The sequence below is a fragment of the Nocardioides ultimimeridianus genome, assembly GCF_054777895.1.
In genome coordinates this window covers 58,835-76,631 of record NZ_BAAHAB010000017.1, presented here as the reverse complement: position 1 = coordinate 76,631, position 17,797 = coordinate 58,835, and the positions used below count along the sequence as shown (strand labels likewise).

General features: G+C 71.0%; 22 protein-coding genes and 3 tRNA genes. 11 read left to right on the top strand and 14 right to left on the bottom strand.

The features are described 5' to 3' along the window. Positions 1-93 precede the first annotated feature (93 nt). The 5 genes from ACYU8V_RS15710 to ACYU8V_RS15690 are packed head-to-tail and all read right to left on the bottom strand — an operon-like array spanning position 94 to position 3,374. Positions 94-858, bottom strand: a complete 765-nt coding sequence (locus tag ACYU8V_RS15710) for an SDR family NAD(P)-dependent oxidoreductase (protein WP_460848668.1) — start codon at positions 856-858, stop codon at positions 94-96. A gap of 1 nt (position 859) precedes the next feature. Continuing rightward, the gene (locus tag ACYU8V_RS15705; protein ID WP_460848667.1) at positions 860-1,387 is read right to left on the bottom strand and encodes a GNAT family N-acetyltransferase; all 528 of its coding nucleotides are present in this window, start codon (positions 1,385-1,387) and stop codon (positions 860-862) included. Next, complete coding sequence (locus tag ACYU8V_RS15700; protein WP_460848664.1) at positions 1,384-2,448, bottom strand: alpha/beta fold hydrolase; 1,065 nt, start codon at positions 2,446-2,448, stop codon at positions 1,384-1,386. Before ACYU8V_RS15700 ends, ACYU8V_RS15705 begins: the two co-directional genes overlap by 4 nt. After that, positions 2,426-2,737: a hypothetical protein gene (locus tag ACYU8V_RS15695; protein ID WP_460848662.1), complete on the bottom strand. Its 312-nt coding sequence runs from the start codon at positions 2,735-2,737 to the stop codon at positions 2,426-2,428. The genes ACYU8V_RS15700 and ACYU8V_RS15695 overlap by 23 nt, the downstream gene beginning before the upstream one ends. A 43-nt stretch (positions 2,738-2,780) precedes the next feature. Continuing rightward, on the bottom strand, positions 2,781-3,374 hold the full coding sequence (locus ACYU8V_RS15690; protein ID WP_460848661.1) for a QsdR family transcriptional regulator: 594 nt from the start codon (positions 3,372-3,374) through the stop codon (positions 2,781-2,783). A 208-nt stretch (positions 3,375-3,582) separates the two neighbouring features. Between ACYU8V_RS15690 and ACYU8V_RS15685 the strand changes: the two genes are divergently transcribed. Genes ACYU8V_RS15685 through ACYU8V_RS15665 form a run of 5 tightly spaced genes read left to right on the top strand, consistent with a single transcriptional unit; the run spans position 3,583 to position 8,587 of the window. Beyond that, complete coding sequence (locus ACYU8V_RS15685; RefSeq protein WP_460848659.1) at positions 3,583-4,734, top strand: acyl-CoA dehydrogenase family protein; 1,152 nt, start codon at positions 3,583-3,585, stop codon at positions 4,732-4,734. Next, positions 4,731-5,591 (top strand): 3-hydroxyacyl-CoA dehydrogenase family protein, encoded by an 861-nt coding sequence (locus tag ACYU8V_RS15680; protein ID WP_460848658.1) that lies wholly within the window; start codon positions 4,731-4,733, stop codon positions 5,589-5,591. Before ACYU8V_RS15685 ends, ACYU8V_RS15680 begins: the two co-directional genes overlap by 4 nt. Beyond that, positions 5,588-6,796 carry a CaiB/BaiF CoA transferase family protein gene (locus tag ACYU8V_RS15675; RefSeq protein ID WP_460848656.1) on the top strand — a complete coding sequence of 403 codons (1,209 nt, stop codon included), beginning with the start codon at positions 5,588-5,590 and terminating at the stop codon, positions 6,794-6,796. Before ACYU8V_RS15680 ends, ACYU8V_RS15675 begins: the two co-directional genes overlap by 4 nt. 1 nt (position 6,797) lies before the next feature. Next, positions 6,798-7,679 carry a 3-hydroxyacyl-CoA dehydrogenase NAD-binding domain-containing protein gene (locus ACYU8V_RS15670; protein WP_460848654.1) on the top strand — a complete coding sequence of 294 codons (882 nt, stop codon included), beginning with the start codon at positions 6,798-6,800 and terminating at the stop codon, positions 7,677-7,679. Continuing rightward, entirely contained in the window at positions 7,676-8,587 is a 912-nt protein-coding gene (locus ACYU8V_RS15665; RefSeq protein ID WP_460848653.1) for an SMP-30/gluconolactonase/LRE family protein, read from the top strand. The genes ACYU8V_RS15670 and ACYU8V_RS15665 overlap by 4 nt, the downstream gene beginning before the upstream one ends. A 3-nt stretch (positions 8,588-8,590) precedes the next feature. On the opposite strand, the gene ACYU8V_RS15660 is transcribed toward ACYU8V_RS15665, so the two are convergent. The 3 genes from ACYU8V_RS15660 to ACYU8V_RS15650 all read right to left on the bottom strand — a co-directional run bounded on the left by ACYU8V_RS15660 (position 8,591) and on the right by ACYU8V_RS15650 (position 10,065). Further along, positions 8,591-9,580 (bottom strand): phosphotriesterase family protein, encoded by a 990-nt coding sequence (locus ACYU8V_RS15660; RefSeq protein ID WP_460848652.1) that lies wholly within the window; start codon positions 9,578-9,580, stop codon positions 8,591-8,593. An 87-nt stretch (positions 9,581-9,667) separates the two neighbouring features. After that, a complete protein-coding gene (locus tag ACYU8V_RS15655) occupies positions 9,668-9,790 on the bottom strand; it encodes a hypothetical protein (protein ID WP_460848650.1) in 123 nt (40 codons plus the stop codon). A gap of 26 nt (positions 9,791-9,816) precedes the next feature. Beyond that, positions 9,817-10,065, bottom strand: coding sequence for a DUF6458 family protein (locus ACYU8V_RS15650; RefSeq protein WP_460848649.1), 249 nt, complete (start codon positions 10,063-10,065; stop codon positions 9,817-9,819). A gap of 111 nt (positions 10,066-10,176) precedes the next feature. On the opposite strand from ACYU8V_RS15650, the gene ACYU8V_RS15645 reads away from it, so the two are divergent. Continuing rightward, entirely contained in the window at positions 10,177-10,584 is a 408-nt protein-coding gene (locus ACYU8V_RS15645) for a pyridoxamine 5'-phosphate oxidase family protein (protein WP_460848648.1), read from the top strand. Positions 10,585-10,591: 7 nt separating this feature from the next. Here the strand turns inward: ACYU8V_RS15645 and ACYU8V_RS15640 are convergent, their stop codons facing one another. Further along, complete coding sequence (locus ACYU8V_RS15640) at positions 10,592-11,479, bottom strand: alpha/beta fold hydrolase (protein WP_460848647.1); 888 nt, start codon at positions 11,477-11,479, stop codon at positions 10,592-10,594. An 89-nt stretch (positions 11,480-11,568) separates the two neighbouring features. Here ACYU8V_RS15640 and ACYU8V_RS15635 point away from each other — a divergent pair, with 89 nt between their 5' ends. After that, the gene (locus tag ACYU8V_RS15635; RefSeq protein WP_460848646.1) at positions 11,569-11,889 is read left to right on the top strand and encodes a hypothetical protein; all 321 of its coding nucleotides are present in this window, start codon (positions 11,569-11,571) and stop codon (positions 11,887-11,889) included. A gap of 218 nt (positions 11,890-12,107) precedes the next feature. Continuing rightward, positions 12,108-13,160: an EcsC family protein gene (locus ACYU8V_RS15630; protein WP_460848645.1), complete on the top strand. Its 1,053-nt coding sequence runs from the start codon at positions 12,108-12,110 to the stop codon at positions 13,158-13,160. Positions 13,161-13,220: 60 nt separating this feature from the next. On the opposite strand, the gene ACYU8V_RS15625 is transcribed toward ACYU8V_RS15630, so the two are convergent. Then, positions 13,221-13,293: transfer RNA gene (locus ACYU8V_RS15625), tRNA-Arg, on the bottom strand. 102 nt (positions 13,294-13,395) lie between these two features. Here ACYU8V_RS15625 and ACYU8V_RS15620 point away from each other — a divergent pair. After that, entirely contained in the window at positions 13,396-14,397 is a 1,002-nt protein-coding gene (locus ACYU8V_RS15620) for a TrmB family transcriptional regulator (protein WP_460848643.1), read from the top strand. A gap of 22 nt (positions 14,398-14,419) precedes the next feature. Here the strand turns inward: ACYU8V_RS15620 and ACYU8V_RS15615 are convergent, their stop codons facing one another. The 3 genes from ACYU8V_RS15615 to ACYU8V_RS15605 form a co-directional block, all read right to left on the bottom strand. Next, a complete protein-coding gene (locus ACYU8V_RS15615; RefSeq protein WP_460848642.1) occupies positions 14,420-14,569 on the bottom strand; it encodes a hypothetical protein in 150 nt (49 codons plus the stop codon). Between the two features lie 112 nt (positions 14,570-14,681). Continuing rightward, positions 14,682-14,771, bottom strand: a tRNA-Ser gene (locus ACYU8V_RS15610). Between the two features lie 71 nt (positions 14,772-14,842). Continuing rightward, entirely contained in the window at positions 14,843-15,292 is a 450-nt protein-coding gene (locus ACYU8V_RS15605) for a hypothetical protein (protein WP_460848640.1), read from the bottom strand. Positions 15,293-15,382: 90 nt separating this feature from the next. Here ACYU8V_RS15605 and ACYU8V_RS15600 point away from each other — a divergent pair. Both ACYU8V_RS15600 and ACYU8V_RS15595 read left to right on the top strand, forming a co-directional pair. Further along, a tRNA-Ser gene (locus tag ACYU8V_RS15600) sits at positions 15,383-15,467 on the top strand. A gap of 27 nt (positions 15,468-15,494) precedes the next feature. Next, a complete protein-coding gene (locus tag ACYU8V_RS15595; protein ID WP_460848639.1) occupies positions 15,495-16,823 on the top strand; it encodes a lipase family protein in 1,329 nt (442 codons plus the stop codon). Here ACYU8V_RS15595 and ACYU8V_RS15590 read toward each other — a convergent pair whose 3' ends face one another. Then, a complete protein-coding gene (locus ACYU8V_RS15590) occupies positions 16,824-17,795 on the bottom strand; it encodes a hypothetical protein (RefSeq protein WP_460848637.1) in 972 nt (323 codons plus the stop codon). Between the last annotated feature and the right edge of the window lie 2 nt (positions 17,796-17,797).

The following is a 17,797-nucleotide window of genomic DNA, read 5'->3' as shown; positions in this document are numbered from 1 at the left end:
GGTCCGCGTCTGCGGGTCCTGCCGGTCACGCCCGCGGTCGGCTTCGCCGAGCAGCCACGTCGAGGGCGGGATCATGGGTGGGACGAAGCCGGGTCAGGTGGTGAGGATGCCGCCCTCGACGGGCAGGGTGATGCCGGTGCAGTAGCCGCCGGCGTCGCTGGCCAGGAACAGCAGCGCGGCCGAGAGCTCGTCGTGGTCGCCGAGGCGGCCCATCAGGGTGCGGGGGATCACGGTCCTCTCGACGTACTCGCCCTCGAAGACGTCGGTCATCTCCGAGGCGAAGTAGCCGGGGGCGATCGCGTTGACCCGGATGCCCTTGCGGGGCGTCCACTGCTGGGCCAGGTCGCGGGTCAGGCCGATGACGCCCGCCTTGCTGGAGGCGTACGCCGCCTGCGGCAGGCCCATCGTGGTGAGGCCGAGAACGCTGCTGATGTTGATGATCGAGCTGCCCGGCTGCATCACCTTGCCGCAGGCCTGCGCCATCCAGTAGCAGGCGTTGAGGTTCAGCTCGATGACCGAGCGGAACTGGTCGGGGGTCTCCCGGGTGGCAGGTACGGCGGTGCCGACCCCGGCGTTGTTCACCAGGATGTCGACCCGGCCGAAGGTCTCCATCGCGGTGTCGACCAGGCGCTGGCAGTCCTCCGGGCTGGTCACGTCGGTGCGGACGGCGATGGCCTTGCGCCCCAGGCCCTCGACCTTGGCGACGGTGTCCGCGAGCTTCTCCTCCCGCCGAGCGCCGAGCGCCACGTCGGCACCGGCCTCGGCCAGTGCGACCGCGAAGCTCACCCCCAGGCCGCTCGAGGCTCCGGTCACCACGGCGACCCGGCCGTCGAGGCTGAACTTGTCGAGAACTCCCATGTCACTCTCCTCCCAGCACGTCGGCCATGCCGACCGCGCTCATCGCATCGAAGGTCTGCTCGGCGAGCAGCGCCAGCATGATCAGGTCCTGCACCTCGCCGGACCGGTCCCGGAAGTGGTCGCGCAACAGGGCCTCCCCGGTGAACCCGAGGCCCAGGAACATGTCGGTGATCCGCTGCTGCGTGGCCGGGACCTCCACCACCACCTTGAGCAGCCCGCTGCGGATCGCATGGGTCACGGCATGCTGGGCGAGCTGGCGGCCGATGCCGCGGCCCCGGGTCTGCGGGTCGACCACCAGGCGCAGCTCCGCGACGTGGTCGGACCAGCCGGTGAGCGGCAGCAGGGCAGCCAGGCCGCTGACGGTTCCGTCCTCGTCCACATCGACCCAGCGCCACCCCGGAGCGGTCAGCCAGCCGGCGACCGCCTCGGGCGAGACGTCCTCCTTGATGAAGGTCAGGTCGCTCTCGGGCAGCCGCGCGAACAGGTCGCTCAGACCCTCGACGTACTGCCTCCCGAAGTCCTGGATCATGCCTTGGCCTCGCTTCGCTGCTTGAGGAAATCGACGACGACGGGGAGCGTGTTCTTCGCGGCCGTGCGGCCGACCATGAGTCCGACGTGGCCCGCGTCGAGCTGGAGCTCCTGCTTGTCCTCGGAGCCGATCAGGCCGACCAGCGGCTTGGCCGCTGCCGGCGGGATGATGTGGTCGCGCAGACCGAGGATGTGCATGAACGGCACCCGGATGTCGCCGAGGCTCACCTTGTCGCCGCCCAGGAACACCCGATCGTTGATCAGGGCGTTCTCCGCGACCAGCTGCTTGAACTGGCGGGCGACACCGCCGGGCAGCGGCACCTGGTCGTTGCCCCAGCCCGACATCGCCTGGTACGCCGTGACGAAGTCGTCGCTCCACAGCTTCTCGAGCAGGTCCACCCGTCCGGTGATCTCGCCCATCGGCGCCAGGGCGCGGAATCCCTGCAGGATCACCGACGGCGGCACCATGCCGTCGACACCCAGCACGTTCTCCAGGTCGGTGCGGGCCATCACGTCGGTCATCGGCCCGAGGTGCTGCAGGTCGGCCGGCGTGGTGAGCACGGTCAGGCTGCGCAGCGGCGAGTCGAGGTGATGGGCGGCGTGCAGCACCGACAGCACCCCGCCGAAGCAGTAGCCGAGCAGGTTGATGCTGTCGCTCCCCGACAGCTCGCAGACCCGGTCGATGGCGGCGGGGATGTAGGAGTCGACGTAGTCCTCGAGCCGGTTGGCCGCGTCACGCTCGTCGGGAACGCCCCAGTCGAGCATGTAGACGTCGAAGCCGGCGGCGATCAGCTGCTCGATCACGCTGTTGCCCGGCCGCAGGTCGAGGATGTAGCTCTTGTTGAACAGGCTGTAGATGATCAGCAGCGGCGGCCGCAGGGACACCCGGTCGCTGCGGTAGTGCCACAGCTCGGTGCGCCCGTGGCTCCACACCACGTCCTTGGGGCTCAGGCCCACGGCGGTCTGCTGGATGCCGGTCGCCATGCGGATGCCGTTGCGCGCCCGCAGTGCGTTGCGCTCGACCTCCTTGCGGACGCGGTCAATCGTGCTCAGGCCCGGCATCGCCACGACGCTTCGCCTCCCTTCGCGCGCGCTCCAGCTCCATCGCGATCAGCCGCAGCTCCCGGTCCAGCGAGCCGACCTGCTGCTTGAGGCGCTGGACGTCGGTCCCGGCCGGCAGGTTCATGGCGTGCCAGGCGCGGGCCTGCAGCTTCTCGGCCTCCTTGCGCGCCACCTTGTTCACGGCGGTGGCGATCGCGGCCGCCTTGGCGAACTCCTCGGTGGCGATGACCTGGTTCGCGATCGGCGTGACGGCCTTCTCGAACTGGTTGTAGAGGTCGCGCAGTCCCATCACGCGCCCCTTCCCGGGAGGCACGTACGCCGGGCCGGGCCGGTCAGTCGCGGAGCAGGGCCCCCACGACGAGCCGCACCTTCTCCGGGTCGGGCGTCTCGCCGGCCACCACGTCGGCGTACACGAAGGTCTCGGTCATCCGGGTCGTGACGTAGGCCAGGTCGTGCAGCGGCAGCGACGGCTCCAGGTGCCCCGCGTCGATCTCCGAGCGGATCAGGTCCTCGATGAGCACCAGCAGCCTGCTCTGGAACCAGCTCGCCTTGGTGGTCAGCAGCCGCAGCGCCCGCTCCGGCTCGCGCTGTACGAAGCCCATGAACGGCGGCGACGCGATCGAGGCCTCGGCGAAGGCGCCCATCACCTCGGCGACCCGGCGCCCGCCGGTCAGCTTCGCGGTCCGCTCGACCGCGTCCCGGAAGGTCGGCTCGCTGATCGACCAGATGATCTCCACCAGCAGGTCGTCGCGCGAGCCCACCCAGCGGAAGACCGTCGCGCGGCTCACCCCCAGCTCGCCGGCCAGCTCCTGCATCTCGACGCGGTCGCCGGCGAGGAAGCGGCGGCGGGCCAGCCGGAAGGCAGCGAGAGCGTCGGGCTTCGCATCCCTCTCCGCGAGCATCCGGGACAGTGGCGTACTGCTCATGGGACACCTCCCTGCTTCCTCGACCTGTCATCACAGCAGACAGGGCCAAGGCCACCCGGTCGACTGCCGGACCGCCTTGCCGTGAAAGTGACGCACGTCTCATGTTGCGAAACGTTAGGGGTTGTGTCACGGCAATGCAACACTCTTGAAAATGTTTCATCACCGGGTGTAGAACCGACGCGGACCCCATCCCAGCTCAGGAGGAAACATGCGCCGCACCGTGTTCGACGAGGACCACGAGTCGTTCCGTCAGACGCTCCGCTCGTTCATCGAGGCCGAGGTGGTGCCGCACTACGACGAGTGGTTCCAGGCGGGCATCGTCCCGCGCGAGCTGTACGGCAAGCTCGCCGATCTCGGCATCTTCGGGATCAGCGTCCCCGAGGAGTACGGCGGCGCCGGGCTCGACAGCCACAAGTTCACCGCGATCCAGTACGAGGAGACCTCGCGCGCCGCCGTCTCCTTCGGCGGGTCGGGCGTCCACGTGCTGCTGGCCCTGCCGTACATCAAGATGCTCGCCACCGAGGAGCAGAAGCAGCGCTACCTGCCCAACTTCGTCTCCGGTGAGGAGATGTGGGCGCTGGCGATGACCGAGCCGGGCGCCGGCTCCGACCTCGCCGGCATGCGGACGACCGCCAAGAAGGACGGCGACGAGTACGTCCTCAACGGCGCCAAGACCTTCATCACCGGAGGCGTGCACGCCGACCGCGTCATCGTCTGCGCGCGCACCAGCCCGCCCAAGGACGACGACCGCCGCTTCGGCATCTCGCTGTTCGCGGTCAACACCCACTCGCCCGGCTACACGGTCGGCCGCAAGCTGGACAAGCTCGGCCTGCGCACCTCCGACACCGCCGAGCTCGCCTTCAGCGACGTCCGGATCCCGGCCGAGGACCTGCTCGGCGAGGAGAACATGGGCTTCTCCTACCTGGGCCGCAACCTGCCCTCGGAGCGCTGGGGGATCGCGCACGGCGCCTACGCCCAGGCGGCCGCCGCCGTCCGCTTCGCCACCGACTACGTCCAGCAGCGCACCATCTTCGGCAAGACCGTGGCGTCCTTCCAGAACACCAAGTTCGAGCTGGCCGCGTGCAAGGCCGAGGTCGACGCGGCCCAGGCCGTGGCCGACCGGGCGCTCGAGGCGCTCGACGCCGGCGAGCTCACGCCCGCCGAGGCCGCCTCCGCCAAGGTGTTCTGCACCGAGGTGGCCCACCGGGTCATCGACCGCTGCCTGCAGCTGCACGGCGGGTACGGCTTCATCAACGAGTACCCCATCGCCCGGCTGTACGCCGACAACCGCGTCAACCGGATCTATGGCGGCACCACCGAGGTGATGAAGACGATCATCGCCAAGGACATGGGGCTGTGAGCGCCGTCGATCCCAGCGACCGGCCGATCGCGGTCATCGGCGCGGGGACCCTTGGCCGGCGGATCGCGCTGATGTTCGCGACCGGCGGCGGCACGGTACGGATCTGCGATCTCGACGCCGGGCAGCGCTCGGACGCGAAGAGGTTCATCGAGGAGCAGCTCCCCGACGTGCTCGCCTCGATCCCGGGCAGCAGCGCGGGCACCGTCGAGCTCACCGGCGACCTCGCGACCGCCGTCGCGGACGCGTGGCTGGTCGTCGAGTCCCTGCCCGAGCGGCTCGAGGTCAAGGTGCCGATCTTCGGCCAGCTCGACCAGCTGGCACCCGAGGACGCGATCCTCGCGACCAACTCCTCGTCGTACCCCTCCAGCCAGGTGATCGACGAGGTCACCCGGCCCGAGCGGGTGGTGAACCTGCACTTCTTCATGCCGCCCGGCTCGCGGGCGTGCGAGCTGATGACCTGCGGGCACACCACCGAGGACGTCTTCGAGAGGCTGCAGGCTGCGCTCCCCCGCTACGGTCTCACGCCGTTCCGGGCCCGCAAGGAGTCGCGCGGGTTCATCTACAACCGGATCTGGGCGGCGATCAAGCGCGAGGCGCTGATGGTGGTCGCCGAGGGCGTCGCCACGCCGCAGGAGGTCGACGCGCTCTACGCGCAGGTGACCAACCAGAAGGAGGGCCCGTTCCGGAAGATGGATCGGGTCGGCCTCGACGTGGTGCTGGACATCGAGGAGAACTACGCCGCCCACCGCGAGGGCCTGCCCGAGAGCCCGCGCGAGCTGGTGCGCAGCTACCTGGAGCAGGGCCGGCTCGGCGAGAAGTCCGGCCGCGGCTTCTACGACTACGGGGAGCAGGCATGACCGAGGCACTCTTCGCGGGACTGAAGGTGATCGACTGCGGCAGCTACATCGCCGCGCCGGCAGCCACGACGATCCTCGCCGACCTGGGGGCCGACGTCATCAAGATCGAGCCGCCCGGGGCCGGCGACCCCTACCGGCAGCTCCCGAAGCTTCCCGGCAACCCGGTCTGCGAGCACGACTACGCGTGGATCCTCGACAACCGCGGCAAGCGCGGTCTCGCACTCGACCTGGGCTCGGCCGAGGGACAGCAGGTCCTGCACGAGCTGGTCGCGGACGCCGACGTGTTCGTGACCAACTACCCGCTCCGGGTGCGCGAGAAGCTGCGCATCGACGACGCGACGCTGATGGTCCTCAACGAGCGGCTGATCTACGGCTCGTTCACCGGGTACGGCGAGGCGGGTGCCGAGGTCGCGAAGCCCGGGTTCGACGCGACGTCGTACTGGGCGCGCTCGGGGATGATGGACACCGTGCGGCCCTCCGCCGACGCCACCCCTGCGCGTGCCGTCGTCGGCCAGGGTGACCACCCCTCGGCGATGACCCTGTACGCCGGCATCGCGACCGCCCTCTACCAGCGCGAGCGGACCGGCAAGGGCACCAAGGTGTCCTCGTCGTTGCAGGCCAACGGGCTGTGGGCCAACTCCTACATGGCCACCGCGGCCCTGTGCGGAGGGGAGTTCATCCCGCGGCCGCCGCGCGAGCGACACTTCAACGCGCTGAGCGTGCACTACCAGTGCGCGGACGCGAAGTGGCTGCTGCTGACGATCCTCAACGAGGAGCGGCACTGGCCGGTGCTGGCCCGCTGCGTGGAGCGGCTCGACCTCCTCGAGGACGAGCGGTTCGCCACCAAGCCGGACCGGCTGCGCAACGCCCAGCTGCTCATCGCCGCGCTCGACGAGGCCTTCGGCCGGCACGAGCGCGCGCACTGGGAGAAGGTCCTGGGCGAGAACGGCATCGTCTTCGACATCGTCGCGACCCCCGAGGACATCCCGCACGACGAGCAGATCCGCGCCAACGACCTCGTGGTCGGCTTCGCGGAGGACGACCGGGTCAGCACGATCGCGGTACCCTTCCGGCTCGCCGACGCCGAGACCGTGCCGGCCCGGTTGCCGCCCGCGGTCGGGCAGCACACCGACGAGGTGCTCGCCTCGCTGGGCTACTCCGAGGCCGCGATCGCGGAGCTGCGCGCGAGCGGAACGGTGGCCTGAGGTGCCGGTCGTCGCGATCGTGGGGGCCGGTGTCATCGGCCTGTCCTGGGCCCGGCTGTTCGCCGAGCACGGCTGGGAGGTCCGGATCAACGACCCGCGGCCCGACCTCGCCGAGGTCGTGACGACCGGCCTCGGCGGGCTGACCGGGGTGCGGATCGCCGAGGACCTGGACGCGGCGGCCGACGGCGCCGACTTCGTCCAGGAGGCGGGACCCGAGCGGATCGAGATCAAGCAGGAGCTGTACGCCGTGCTCGCGGCCCACACCCGCGACGACGTCGTCCTGGCGTCCTCGTCGTCCTCGCTGCTGCCCTCCCGCATCGCGGAGGGCAACCCGGCCGCGGACCGGATCCTGGTCGGCCACCCCTTCAACCCGCCGGAGCTGATGCCGCTCGTGGAGGTCGTGCCGTCGCCGGCCACCGGCGCCGCGGCCGTGCAGCGGGCGATGGAGGTCTACCGCTCGCTCGGGAAGCTGCCGATCGAGCTGAGGAAGGAGATCCCCGGCTTCGTCGGCAACCGGCTGCAGAAGGTCCTCAACGAGCAGGCCACCTACCTGGTCCAGCAGGGCGTCATCACCGCCCCCGACCTGGACGAGCTGGTCAAGGCCTCGCTGGGGCTGCGCTACGCCACCGTCGGGCCGTTCGAGGGCCGACGGCTCGGCGGCGGCCCGGCCGGCATGCGGCACCTGATCGAGCACGTGGGCTCGCAGATGCGCTTCGAGAACGGCATGCCGGACCGCGCGGCGATGGACGGCGTGATCGAGCAGGTGGAGGCGGCGTACGGCGCCGACGAGGAGAGCTACCGCCGGCTGGCCGAGCGCCGGGACCGGCGTACGCGCGCGGTGGCGGAGGCCCTGCGGGAGAGTGACGAGGGAGCGCGGGAATGACGGAGCTCGGACAGATCCTGGCACTGGCGATCCGCCAGGACTCGATCGCGCGGATCGACCTGGACACCGGGGCGGTGGAGACCTTCCTGACCGACGCCGGGGCGCGGCCCGACGGCATCGTCATCCGGGGCGGGTCGGCGTACTGGACGACGATGGGGCGCCCCACGTTCACCCCCGGCGAGCCGCCGAGCGAGAAGACCGCGGACTACACCCACCGCAACGGCGGCGTGCACGCGATCGACCTCGACGGCACCCACCTGCGCGACGTCGTCCCGGTCGGCGCGATCACGACCGGCAAGCAGCTCGCGACCGACGGCGAGTGGCTGTACTGGAGCGACCGGGAGGGCTCCCGGGTCAGCAAGGCACGCCTGGACGGCAGCGGGCTCACCGACCTGGTCGTGCGGGACCCGGCCGAGGGCATCGACGGGCAGTGCGTCGGGATCGCGGTGGATGCGGCCCACGGCCACCTGTACTGGACCCAGAAGGGGCCGGCCAAGGGTGGGCGGGGGCGGATCTTCCGCTGTGGGCTGTCCCTCCCCGAGGGCGAGGACCCCTCCCGGCGTACCGACATCGAGACGCTCTGGGACGGCCTGCCCGAGCCGATCGACCTCGAGCTCGTCGACGGGTGGCTCTACTGGACCGACCGCGGTGCCGCCCCCGCGGGCAACACCCTGAACCGCGCGCCGGTGCCCGCGCCGGGCGCGCTCGGCGAGGCGCCCGAGATCCTGGTCGACGGGCTGCGCGAGGCCATCGGCCTGGCCGTCGACACCGCCCGCGGATGGGCGCACGTCTCCGACCTCGGCGGCACCATCACCTCGGTGCGGCTGGAGCCGGGCGCGGACGGGACACGGGAGGTGCGCCGCGTGGATGCCGGTGCCCCGACCACCGGCATCACGCTGCTCGCGTAGGGCTCAGCCCTCGAAGATCCGCCGCGGCACGTCGACCAGCATGGTGTCGATCTGCTGCTGGGTCATCCCGTGCTCGAGGACGTAGGGGAAGACGTCCTCGAACAGGTGGGTGTAGTGCCACTGCGGCAGCAGCGGGATGACGCCGGGGTCGATCCAGTCGATGTAGCAGGACGCGTCCTGGCTGAGCACCATCTGGTCGGCGTACCCGCGCCGCACCATCTCCACCAGCGTGTCGGCGCGCGCCTCGAAGGTGGTCTCGAGGTTGATGCCGAACCGGTCCATCCCGAGGACGAAGCCGGCATCGGCGAGCGCGGTCAGGTGGTCGCAGTCGGTGGTGTCGCCGCTGTGGCCCAGGATGATCCGGCGCGGGTCGACGCCCTCCTCCTCGCACATGACGCGCCGGACGTGCAGGCCGGCCTGCGAGCCGGGGTGCGTGTGCACGGTGATCGGTACGCCGGTCTCCAGGTGGGCCTTCGCGACCGCGCGCATCACCCGCTCCACACCGGGCGTGAGGCCCTGGTGGTCGATGGCGCACTTGAGCATGCCGGCCTTGACGCCCGTCCCGGCGATGCCCTCGCGGATGTCGTGGACGAACATGTCGACCATCGGGTCCGGCACGTCGGTGCCCAGCGCCGCGCTGAGGGCGGGACCGCGGTGGTGGAAGAAGAACGGGACGTCCTCGTAGGTGTAGACGCCCGTCGCGACCACGATGTTCAGCGGCACCTGCTCGGCGATCCGCTGGATCCGCGGGAGGTAGCGGCCCAGCCCGATGACGGTGGGGTCGACGAAGGTGCGGGCCCCGGCGTCGTACGCCGCCTGCAGCTTGGCGACCGCGTCGCTGACGCGGGCCTCCTCATCGCCCCAGTGCTCGGGGTAGTTGGTCTGTACCTCGGTGGTCAGCACGAAGACGTGCTCGTGCATCAGCGTCACCCCGAGGTCGGCGCTGTCCACCTGGCCGCGGACGGTCTCCACCATCGCCATGATCTCTCCCATCGCTCATACCGCCCGGCCGGAGTTTCCGACCGGGCGGTATGCGGGAGCGTAGTGACCGTGGCGCGCGGAGTCGAGGGGCCCGCCCGCTCAGAAGTCGGGGCGGTAGTCGACCTCGCCGCAGGAGCACTCGAGGCGGCGTACGGACCCGTGGTCGGCATACTCCACCTCGGCGAGCTGCCAGGCGTGGCTGTGCGCGGGCGGCGGGGCCACCGCTCAGCCCCGCAGGGCGAGCGGGGTCACGGACGGGGGCCGACGTCGTGCGGCTCGACGTAGGTCGTGCGGCTGCCTCCGACGCCCTGCTCGTGGACCACGTCGGTACGCCGACGGGATCCCCAGATGACCATGGTCACGACCAGACCGATCACGCCGACGATCATCATGATCATGCCGACGGTCTGCAGGTCGACGCCGTTCAGGTCGTAGTTCACCGCGAACCGGAGGATTGCTCCGACGGCGATCAGGAACAGGCTTGCACCGATACCCATGACGTTTCCTCCGATGGTGTTCGACTCGGTTGAGGTCTCCCCAGTGCCCAGGAGGCGCGCGAACATGCGCACAATGGCAGCCCGCACCGCGTCGTACGCGAGGAGCTGAGCATGGGCAGGCACGACCTCTCCCTGACCGATCCGGCCGCCGAGGAGTTCTGGCGCGAGCGCCACCTCTGCGCGGTCACGCTGGTGCGGCCCGACGGCACGCCGCACGTCACGCCGATGGGCATCGCGCTCGGCACGACGCCCGGCACGGCATGGGCGATCACCAGCCGGACCAGCCTCAAGGCGCGCCTGCTCGGCACCGACGGGCCGATCGCCGCGTGCCAGGTCGACGGCCGGCGCTGGTCCACGCTGCACGGCACCGCGTCGCTGCGCACCGACCCGGAGAGCATCGCCGAGGCGGTCGCGGCGTACGCCGCCCGCTACCGCACGCCGCGGGAGAACCCGGACCGCGTGGCGATCCACATCGCGATCACCCGGGTCGTGGGCTCGCTGGGCCTCGCGGCCGGCTGAGCCTGCCTCAGGAGACCGTCTGCAGGAACGCGGCGTAGTCCGCGGCGGCCCGGCGCGGGATCTCGACCATCGGCATGTGCCCGACACCCGGGTAGGTGATCGAGGTGGCGTTCGGGATGCCGGCGGCCCACACCTCGGCGGCCGACGGGGCGACGATCCGGTCCTCGGAACCCCACACGACCAGCGTGGGCGCGGTGATCTCGGCGAGGTGGTCGTCGAGCAGGTCGCGCTCGTAGAAGCCCGCGAAGATCTCGGTCAGCTGGGCCTCGCGGTCGACGTACTGCTGGGCCATGGCAGCCCTGACGATCCCGGGCGTGAACGGCGGCTTCGACATCGCCATGGCGTAGAACGGGTCGAACCTCGCGGGGTCGCTGAACAGGAACGGGTTGGTGCCGTCCTGCAGCATCAGCTCGAGCTCGCTGGGCTGCGGGGCCCGGACGCCGGCGGCGTCGGACAGGCAGATCGACAGCGTCCGCTCGGGGTGGTTGCGGGCGAAGGTCGCCGTGACGAATCCGCCCATCGAGTTGCCGATGACGTGCGCCTTCTCGATGCCGAGGCTGTCGAGCAGGCCCGCGACGCGGGCGGCCTGGGCCGGCGCGGAGTAGTCGTCGCCCTGGGCGAACGGGGTGTCGCCGTGGCCGGCGAGGTCGGGGATGACGAAGTCGTAGTCCCGGGTGAAGTGCCGCGCGAACCGCGACCACAGCTGCCGGTCCGCGGAGTAGCCGTGCAGCATCACGATCACCGGCGCCCCCGGCGTACCGCCGCGGTGGTAGGCCATCCGGAGCCCGTCCACCTCGGCGTACCCCGTGCGGAGGCGGGCCACCAGCGCATCGGCCCGCATCCCCGCGGCGTACACCTTCGCGCCGAGGCGCGCGTATCGGTCAGATCGCTTCATGGGCCAAGGATGCCGGTCCCCCGGAGCCAGCCGCCGGGCACCTTCACCTCCCGAGGGATGTGTCGGTTGTTGGCAGCATCCTCGGCTCCATGGTCACCGTGTCTCCGCTTCCCGGCTGTCCCACGCCGGAGAAGGGTCGCTACCGCGACCGGGAGCAGGCCGAGGCTGCCCTTCACGAGATCAACCAGAAGTTCGGCCTCGACAAGATGGACACCCTGCACCCCTACGAATGCGCCTGCACCCGGTGGCACCTCGGCCGGAGCAAGTCCGGGTTCCAGTGGTGGTGGCGTCGTTGGGGACGCAAGGATCCCCGGTTCAGCCCGGCACCCGAGAAGCAGGAGGCCCGTGCCGTACGACGCACACCGGGCGGAGAGCCGATCAGCCACGAAGGTGAGCCAACCGCTCCCTGACCCGCTCGTACGCCTCGGTGCCGTCACGAAGCGGCGCAGCAACGCGGATCACCGGCGGCATGCCCATCGCCGGAGTCACGAGATCGCGCAGTGCGTCGTGGCCCCGGCCGCCTCGGCCTCCTGTGGCAGCCGAGCGGAACGCACTCTCCGTGTCGCCTCGCGCCATGCGCCCGAGGCTAGCCCGCGCCCGTGTCGGGCCCGGATGCTAGGAATCTGTGGTGGACATCGTCGATCTCAGTGATTACGACCGCGCTGCGTGGGCGGCCTGCATGGATGCCGTGTACGCGTCGGGCGGTCGACGACTCGTACCCGCACGCATGCGCGAGCTCGGCGGCAGGGCCGGTCAGGCGGTCACGGCCGGCTACGAGAAGCTGCCGCTCCACGACCACGCCGACCGACTGCTCGAGAAGGCCTTCGACGGCGCGATGGCGGTCACGTTCCGCCCCGCTCTCCGCTCGGTCAGCTCGACGTCCATGGTCAAGCGCGCCGCGAAGCGCCACCCCGAGGTCGTGGAGCTGAAGGATCTGCGTGAGCTGCTCCTGGCCGACTGCGACAGGCTGCGACGCTCGAGGCTCGGGCTGACGCTGGCGACCGCCGCGGAGGGCGGAGCGAGCTCGTTGGCCGTCACCGGCGCCGAGGTGGCGACGACGGTGTCCGGCGGGACCACGGCGGCGGTGGCGATCGCGGCCATCGCCGCGGATGTCACAGCGACGATGGCCGCCATGGGCCGCGCGATCGGGTCGGTGGCCTCGGCGTACGGATATGACGTGCGCGAGCCCGAGGAGGAGCTCTTCGCTCTCGGCGTCATGTCCCTGGCCTCGGCCGGAACGTTGGGCGGCAAGACGGCGGCGATGGCATCCCTGTCGCGACTCACCCAGCAGATGATGCGCCAGGCCACCTGGCAGCAGCTGCGCCAGAACCTCCTGGTGAGCGCCATCGACCGGACCTACACGACGCTCGGCTTCACGCTGACCAAGAAGAAGCTCGCCCAGGCCGTGCCGATCGCCGGCATCGCCCTGAACGCCGGCGTCAATGCCGGGCTGGTGAATCAGACCTTCAAGCAGGCCGAGGCCGTCTACCGGCTGCGCTTCCTCTCGGACAAGTACGGGATCGACCCCGCCGCATGGCAGCGCGACCAGATCGGTCAGACGACCGACGCCGAGGACGTCGTCCAGGTCGACGAGGAGCTGGCGTGGGTCGTCGAGCACGACCACCCCGCCGGTGCGCTCGGCTCCCGTCCCGAACCCGACGACGAGGAGAAGACGCCCTGACGGAAACGAAGAGGCCCACGTCGTACGACGTGGGCCTCTCCTGCGAGTGGACCTCGCTCGCGCGCCTGTAGGGATTCGAACCCCAAACCTTCTGATCCGTAGTCAGATGCTCTATCCGTTGAGCTACAGGCGCTCGTCCTCAGGCTCACGCCTGACGACCGGTCGAGAATAGCGGAGGGCGCCCGCCGATGCCGAATCACGGGCTCCGGAGCACCCGCTGTGCCACGATGACCGCATGCCCGGCCCGCCCTCCGACGACCGTGCGCTCTTCGAGAGCGAGGCCCTCGATCTGTACGACGCCGCAGTGGCCGAGAACGGCTTCGCCGAGAGCGATCCGCGGGTGCGGCAGGGCGGTCAGCAGACGCGGGCGTTCGCGCTGCTGGTGCGCATGGGCCTGCTGCAGAAGGACCCCGAGGACGACCGCTGGCGGCCGGTCGAGCCGTCGGTCGCGCAGGCGCGGGTCGTCGCTCCGCTGACCACCGAGGGCGCGCGGCTGCTCGAGGAGTCGGCCCACTGGAGCAAGCTGTTCCAGCAGCTCGCCACCACCTTCCGGGCCGCCCCGTCCGACGACTCCGGCGGCGCGTTCACCTACCTGCACGGGGACGCGATCGAGCCGTACCTGACGAGCCTGGTCACCGAGGCCACCAGCGAGATCCTCACCGCCCAGCCGCAGGCCGGCCGCAACCCGGCCACCGTCGCCTCAGCGGTACGACGGGACACGGCCGCCCTCGAGCGCGGCGTCGCGATGCGGATCCTCTACCAGCACAGCGCGCGACGGCACGCCTCCACGCACAAGTACGTCGAGGGGGTGAGCGCCCGCGGAGCGGAGGTGCGCACGCTCGACGAGTTCTTCAACCGGATGATCGTCATCGACCGCCGGGTCGCCGTCATCCCGGGGCCGGAGGGCACGGCCACGGCGGTCTTCGTGCGCGAGCCGGCGATCCTGGCGTTCCTCATGGACATCTTCGAGCGCACCTGGGCACGCGGCCGCCCGTTCGCCAGCCGGGAGAACAACGTGGCGCGCGCGATCGCGGCCGAGCAGCGACGGATGACCATCCGGATGCTGATCGAGGGTCACTCCGACGCGATCAGTGCCCGCCGGCTCGGCGTGAGCGCGCGGACCTACGCGGGCTACGTCGCCGACCTCCGTGCGGAGTACGACGCCGCCACCCGCTTCCAGCTCGGCTACCTGATGGGCCGACGCGGGATCTCCGGCGACGAGCCGACCGACCACTAGGCCGGCGAGCCGCCGGGAGGGATCAGATCGGCCAGCCCGTGTCGGCCGGCTTGACCGTCGAGTGCGAGTGCGTGCTGGTGGGCTTGGCGGCATGGGCCGGAGCCGCCGCGACACCCCCGGCAGTCGCTGCGATCGCCAGCGCGAGTGCGATCCTGCGAAGAACCTTGTTCATGTCGCTCCCCTAGATGTTCGTCGTCCCGACAGGCCGTCGGTCCAGCGTTCTGGAGAGCAGCCTACGACGAAGGGCCCCGGAGGGCTACTGCTCCCCGGGGTCCTTCACGCGGCGGAGGCGGAGGGATTTGAACCCTCGATGGGCGATAAACCCAAACCGCATTAGCAGTGCGGCGCCATAGACCGGACTAGGCGACGCCTCCAACAAGCGACCGGACGGATCCGGCGGCCCAAGGTTACCGGCCTCACGTTCCGTCGGCGAATCCGGTCCGCCTCAGCCGAGCGCGCCCTTGAGATGGCGGCGGACGTCGCGGGCGAAGTCGTCCTTGTCGGAGGCGATCAGGTCCATCGGGATGGTCGAGGAGCGGCCGTCGCGCAGCCGGATCACGACGCAGTCGAGGTCCCGCGGCGAGGCCGCGACGACGTCCTCGACGTCGGACCAGCTGCCCTCGGCCAGGCCGACCCCGCGGACCAGGCGGACCCGGTAGCCGCTGGTGGTGAGCCGGACGACCACCAGGCGGCTGGTCAGCCACCAGGCCAGCCCGATCATGCCGAGCACCCCGGCGCCGAAGACCAGCACCAGCACATCGGGGCTCCAGTCGGCGGCGATGACGGCGGCCGTGACGAGCAGGACCACCAGCGCCAGCAGGATCGCGTACGCGCCGACGAGGCGCACCAGCACCGGACGGGCCATCTTGTAGTCGGACGCGGGCAGAGCAGTCACCCGAGGATTGAACAAGACCGGCCCGTACGGCGCCAAAGCGACGACCCCGCATAGGATCGCAGCGTCGTACGCCTGCATGAGGTACGACGAGGACAGGTGCCGGAGTGGCCGATCGGAACCGCCTTGAAAGCGGTCGTAGGGAGACCTACCGCGGGTTCGAATCCCGCCCTGTCTGCCGGAGCGAGCGCCTAGGGTGGCCCGCATGAACCTGCGCGCATCCCTCGCGACGATCTCGGTGGCGCTGGTTGCCGCGACCCTGGCACCCGCACCGACCCACGCCGCGCCCGCGCCGGCTCCCCGGACGAGCCCGCTGAGCAGCCCGTTCTACAACTACTCCGGGTCCACCCCGCTGCGCGACCTCAAGCCCGGCACGGTGCTGAAGACGCGCACCGTCCCCTACAGCATCCAGGGCCTCGCGCTGCCGCTGCAGGCCACCCAGATCCTCTACCGCACCCGCAACCAGGTGGGCCGTGCCGTCGTGAACGTGACGACCGTGGTCAAGCCGGTGGTCCCGGTGAGCCCCACACCGAAGGTGCTGTCCTACCAGTCGTTCTACGACTCCCTGAACCCCGCCGACGAGCCGTCCGCGGCCATCGCCGGCGCCTCGGGCCTGGGCGCCGGCAACGCGAACGTCGAGACGCTCGTCTTCGCGCCCGCGCTGCTCGCGGGCTACACCATCAACATCCCCGACACCGAGGGACAGAAGGCCGACTTCGCCGCCGGCCCCGAGTACGGCTACACCACGCTCGACTCGCTGCGCGCGATCTCGCACTCCGCCGCGACAGGTGTCGGCGGCAGCTCCAAGATCGGCCTGATCGGCTACTCCGGCGGCGCGATCGCGAGCGAGTGGGCGGCCGAGCTGGCGCCGACGTACTCCCCCGGCGTCGCCTCCCGCATCGTCGGTACGGCGATCGGCGGGGTCCTCGTCCACCCCGGCCACAACCTGCACTACGTCCAGGGCTCGCTGGTCTGGGCGGGGGTGATGCCGATGGCGCTGGTCGGGCTGGCGCGGGCCTTCCACCTCGACCTGGCGCAGTACGCGAACGCCTACGGCCGCTCGGTGATGACGAAGATGCAGAAGGCGCCGATCAGCGCGGTGCTGGGGATGTACCCGGGGCTGACGTGGAAGAGGATCGCGAAGGCACGCTACGCCCAGCCCGAGCAGCTCCCGGTGTTCGTCCGGACCGCCAACAAGCTGATCATGGGCCGCTTCCACACCCCGACCGCGCCGATGTTCATCGGCCAGGGCACCGGCGGCGGGCTCGAGGGCACCTCGCCGAGCAAGGTCTACGGCTCGGGCGACGGCGTGATGATCGCGGGCGACGTGCGGTCCCTGGCGCGGGAGTACTGCTCGCGCGGCGTGACGGTGAAGTACACCCAGTACTCGCTGTCCCACTTCACCTCGGTGGCGCAGTGGCTGCCGGCGGCGTACAGCTGGATGATGGGGCGGTTCGCCGGCACGGCAGCCCCGAGCAGCTGCGGCTCGATCGCCAAGGGCAACTCACTGGCTCCGCTCAAGCTGCAGAGCTGACTACAGCAGCGGGCCCCACCGCGCGGGCTCGGGACGTACGACGTCGGGCCGCTGGGCCGCGCGACGCCGGCGACCCGGCTTGCTGGTGACCAGCAGGTCCACCCGGATGATCAGCCACCCGAGCAGCACGCCGATCACCAGGCCGTAGACGAGCGACAGCCCGGCCTCGCGGATGGTGATCGCGGGGTTGGCGAGCGCCGTCGCGGCCGGGGCCGTCGCGGCGACGCCGAAGGCGCACACCCACCAGCCCTGCCGGCGGCGCGCCCGCATGTGGCAGCCGTAGACGAGCGCGGGGACGCCGAGGAGCGTGACGATCGGGCGTGGGAAGGCGCCCAGCGTGCGTCGGCTGTCGTGCACCCACGCGAGCAGCTGGTCGACCAGGCCGGTCGACCCGTAGCGGCGCAGGAGCTCGGCGTACAGCAGGGTGACGGCGAGCAGGACGGTGCCGACCGCGACCACGAACAGGCCGCGGCGGCCCAGGCCGTGCAGGCCCGCCCCGAGCCGGTAGACGACGGCGAACGCGCCGAGCAGGGCGAGTCCGAGCACGCCGTACTCGAAGCGATAGATGTGCAGCGCGGGCTCGAAGCCGATCGCGGCCAGGCCGCCGATCGCGGCCAGCAACAGGGCGATGAGCGCCTCGCGGGCCGATCCGAGCAGGCCGCGCGTCGGCACGGTCACCATGACCGCGAAGACCGCCGCGACGGCGGCGACGAGCACGGCGGCGCCGGTGTGCAGCAGGTCGTAGTCGGTGAGCACGGTGACCAGGCCGAGGGCGGTCGCGAGCGCGCCGAAGATCAGCGGCCGGCCGCCGTCGCGGACCGCCAGCCCGATGGTGAAGGCCGCGCCGATCACCACCGCGCCGGCCGGGGCGAGCCAGGACGGGCCGGCCGGGACCACCGATGTGACCAGCAGTCCGGCGCCCACCGCGACCAGCGCGAACCAGCCACCGAGGAGCCCGCGCGAGATCGACACGA

Bases quoted from the DNA above. Each gene is read 5' to 3' on its own strand.
- ACYU8V_RS15640 (WP_460848647.1), bottom strand. From the start codon at position 11,479: ATGAAGCGATCTGACCGATACGCGCGCCTCGGCGCGAAGGTGTACGCC.
- ACYU8V_RS15645 (WP_460848648.1), top strand. From the start codon at position 10,177: ATGGGCAGGCACGACCTCTCCCTGACCGATCCGGCCGCCGAGGAGTTC.
- ACYU8V_RS15660 (WP_460848652.1), bottom strand. From the start codon at position 9,580: ATGGGAGAGATCATGGCGATGGTGGAGACCGTCCGCGGCCAGGTGGAC.
- ACYU8V_RS15665 (WP_460848653.1), top strand. From the start codon at position 7,676: ATGACGGAGCTCGGACAGATCCTGGCACTGGCGATCCGCCAGGACTCG.
- ACYU8V_RS15695 (WP_460848662.1), bottom strand. From the start codon at position 2,737: ATGGGACTGCGCGACCTCTACAACCAGTTCGAGAAGGCCGTCACGCCG.
- ACYU8V_RS15650 (WP_460848649.1), bottom strand. From the start codon at position 10,065: ATGGGTATCGGTGCAAGCCTGTTCCTGATCGCCGTCGGAGCAATCCTC.
- ACYU8V_RS15675 (WP_460848656.1), top strand. From the start codon at position 5,588: ATGACCGAGGCACTCTTCGCGGGACTGAAGGTGATCGACTGCGGCAGC.
- ACYU8V_RS15685 (WP_460848659.1), top strand. From the start codon at position 3,583: ATGCGCCGCACCGTGTTCGACGAGGACCACGAGTCGTTCCGTCAGACG.
- ACYU8V_RS15710 (WP_460848668.1), bottom strand. From the start codon at position 858: ATGGGAGTTCTCGACAAGTTCAGCCTCGACGGCCGGGTCGCCGTGGTG.
- ACYU8V_RS15700 (WP_460848664.1), bottom strand. From the start codon at position 2,448: ATGCCGGGCCTGAGCACGATTGACCGCGTCCGCAAGGAGGTCGAGCGC.
- ACYU8V_RS15705 (WP_460848667.1), bottom strand. From the start codon at position 1,387: ATGATCCAGGACTTCGGGAGGCAGTACGTCGAGGGTCTGAGCGACCTG.
- ACYU8V_RS15620 (WP_460848643.1), top strand. From the start codon at position 13,396: ATGCCCGGCCCGCCCTCCGACGACCGTGCGCTCTTCGAGAGCGAGGCC.
- ACYU8V_RS15595 (WP_460848639.1), top strand. From the start codon at position 15,495: ATGAACCTGCGCGCATCCCTCGCGACGATCTCGGTGGCGCTGGTTGCC.
- ACYU8V_RS15615 (WP_460848642.1), bottom strand. From the start codon at position 14,569: ATGAACAAGGTTCTTCGCAGGATCGCACTCGCGCTGGCGATCGCAGCG.
- ACYU8V_RS15635 (WP_460848646.1), top strand. From the start codon at position 11,569: ATGGTCACCGTGTCTCCGCTTCCCGGCTGTCCCACGCCGGAGAAGGGT.
- ACYU8V_RS15690 (WP_460848661.1), bottom strand. From the start codon at position 3,374: ATGAGCAGTACGCCACTGTCCCGGATGCTCGCGGAGAGGGATGCGAAG.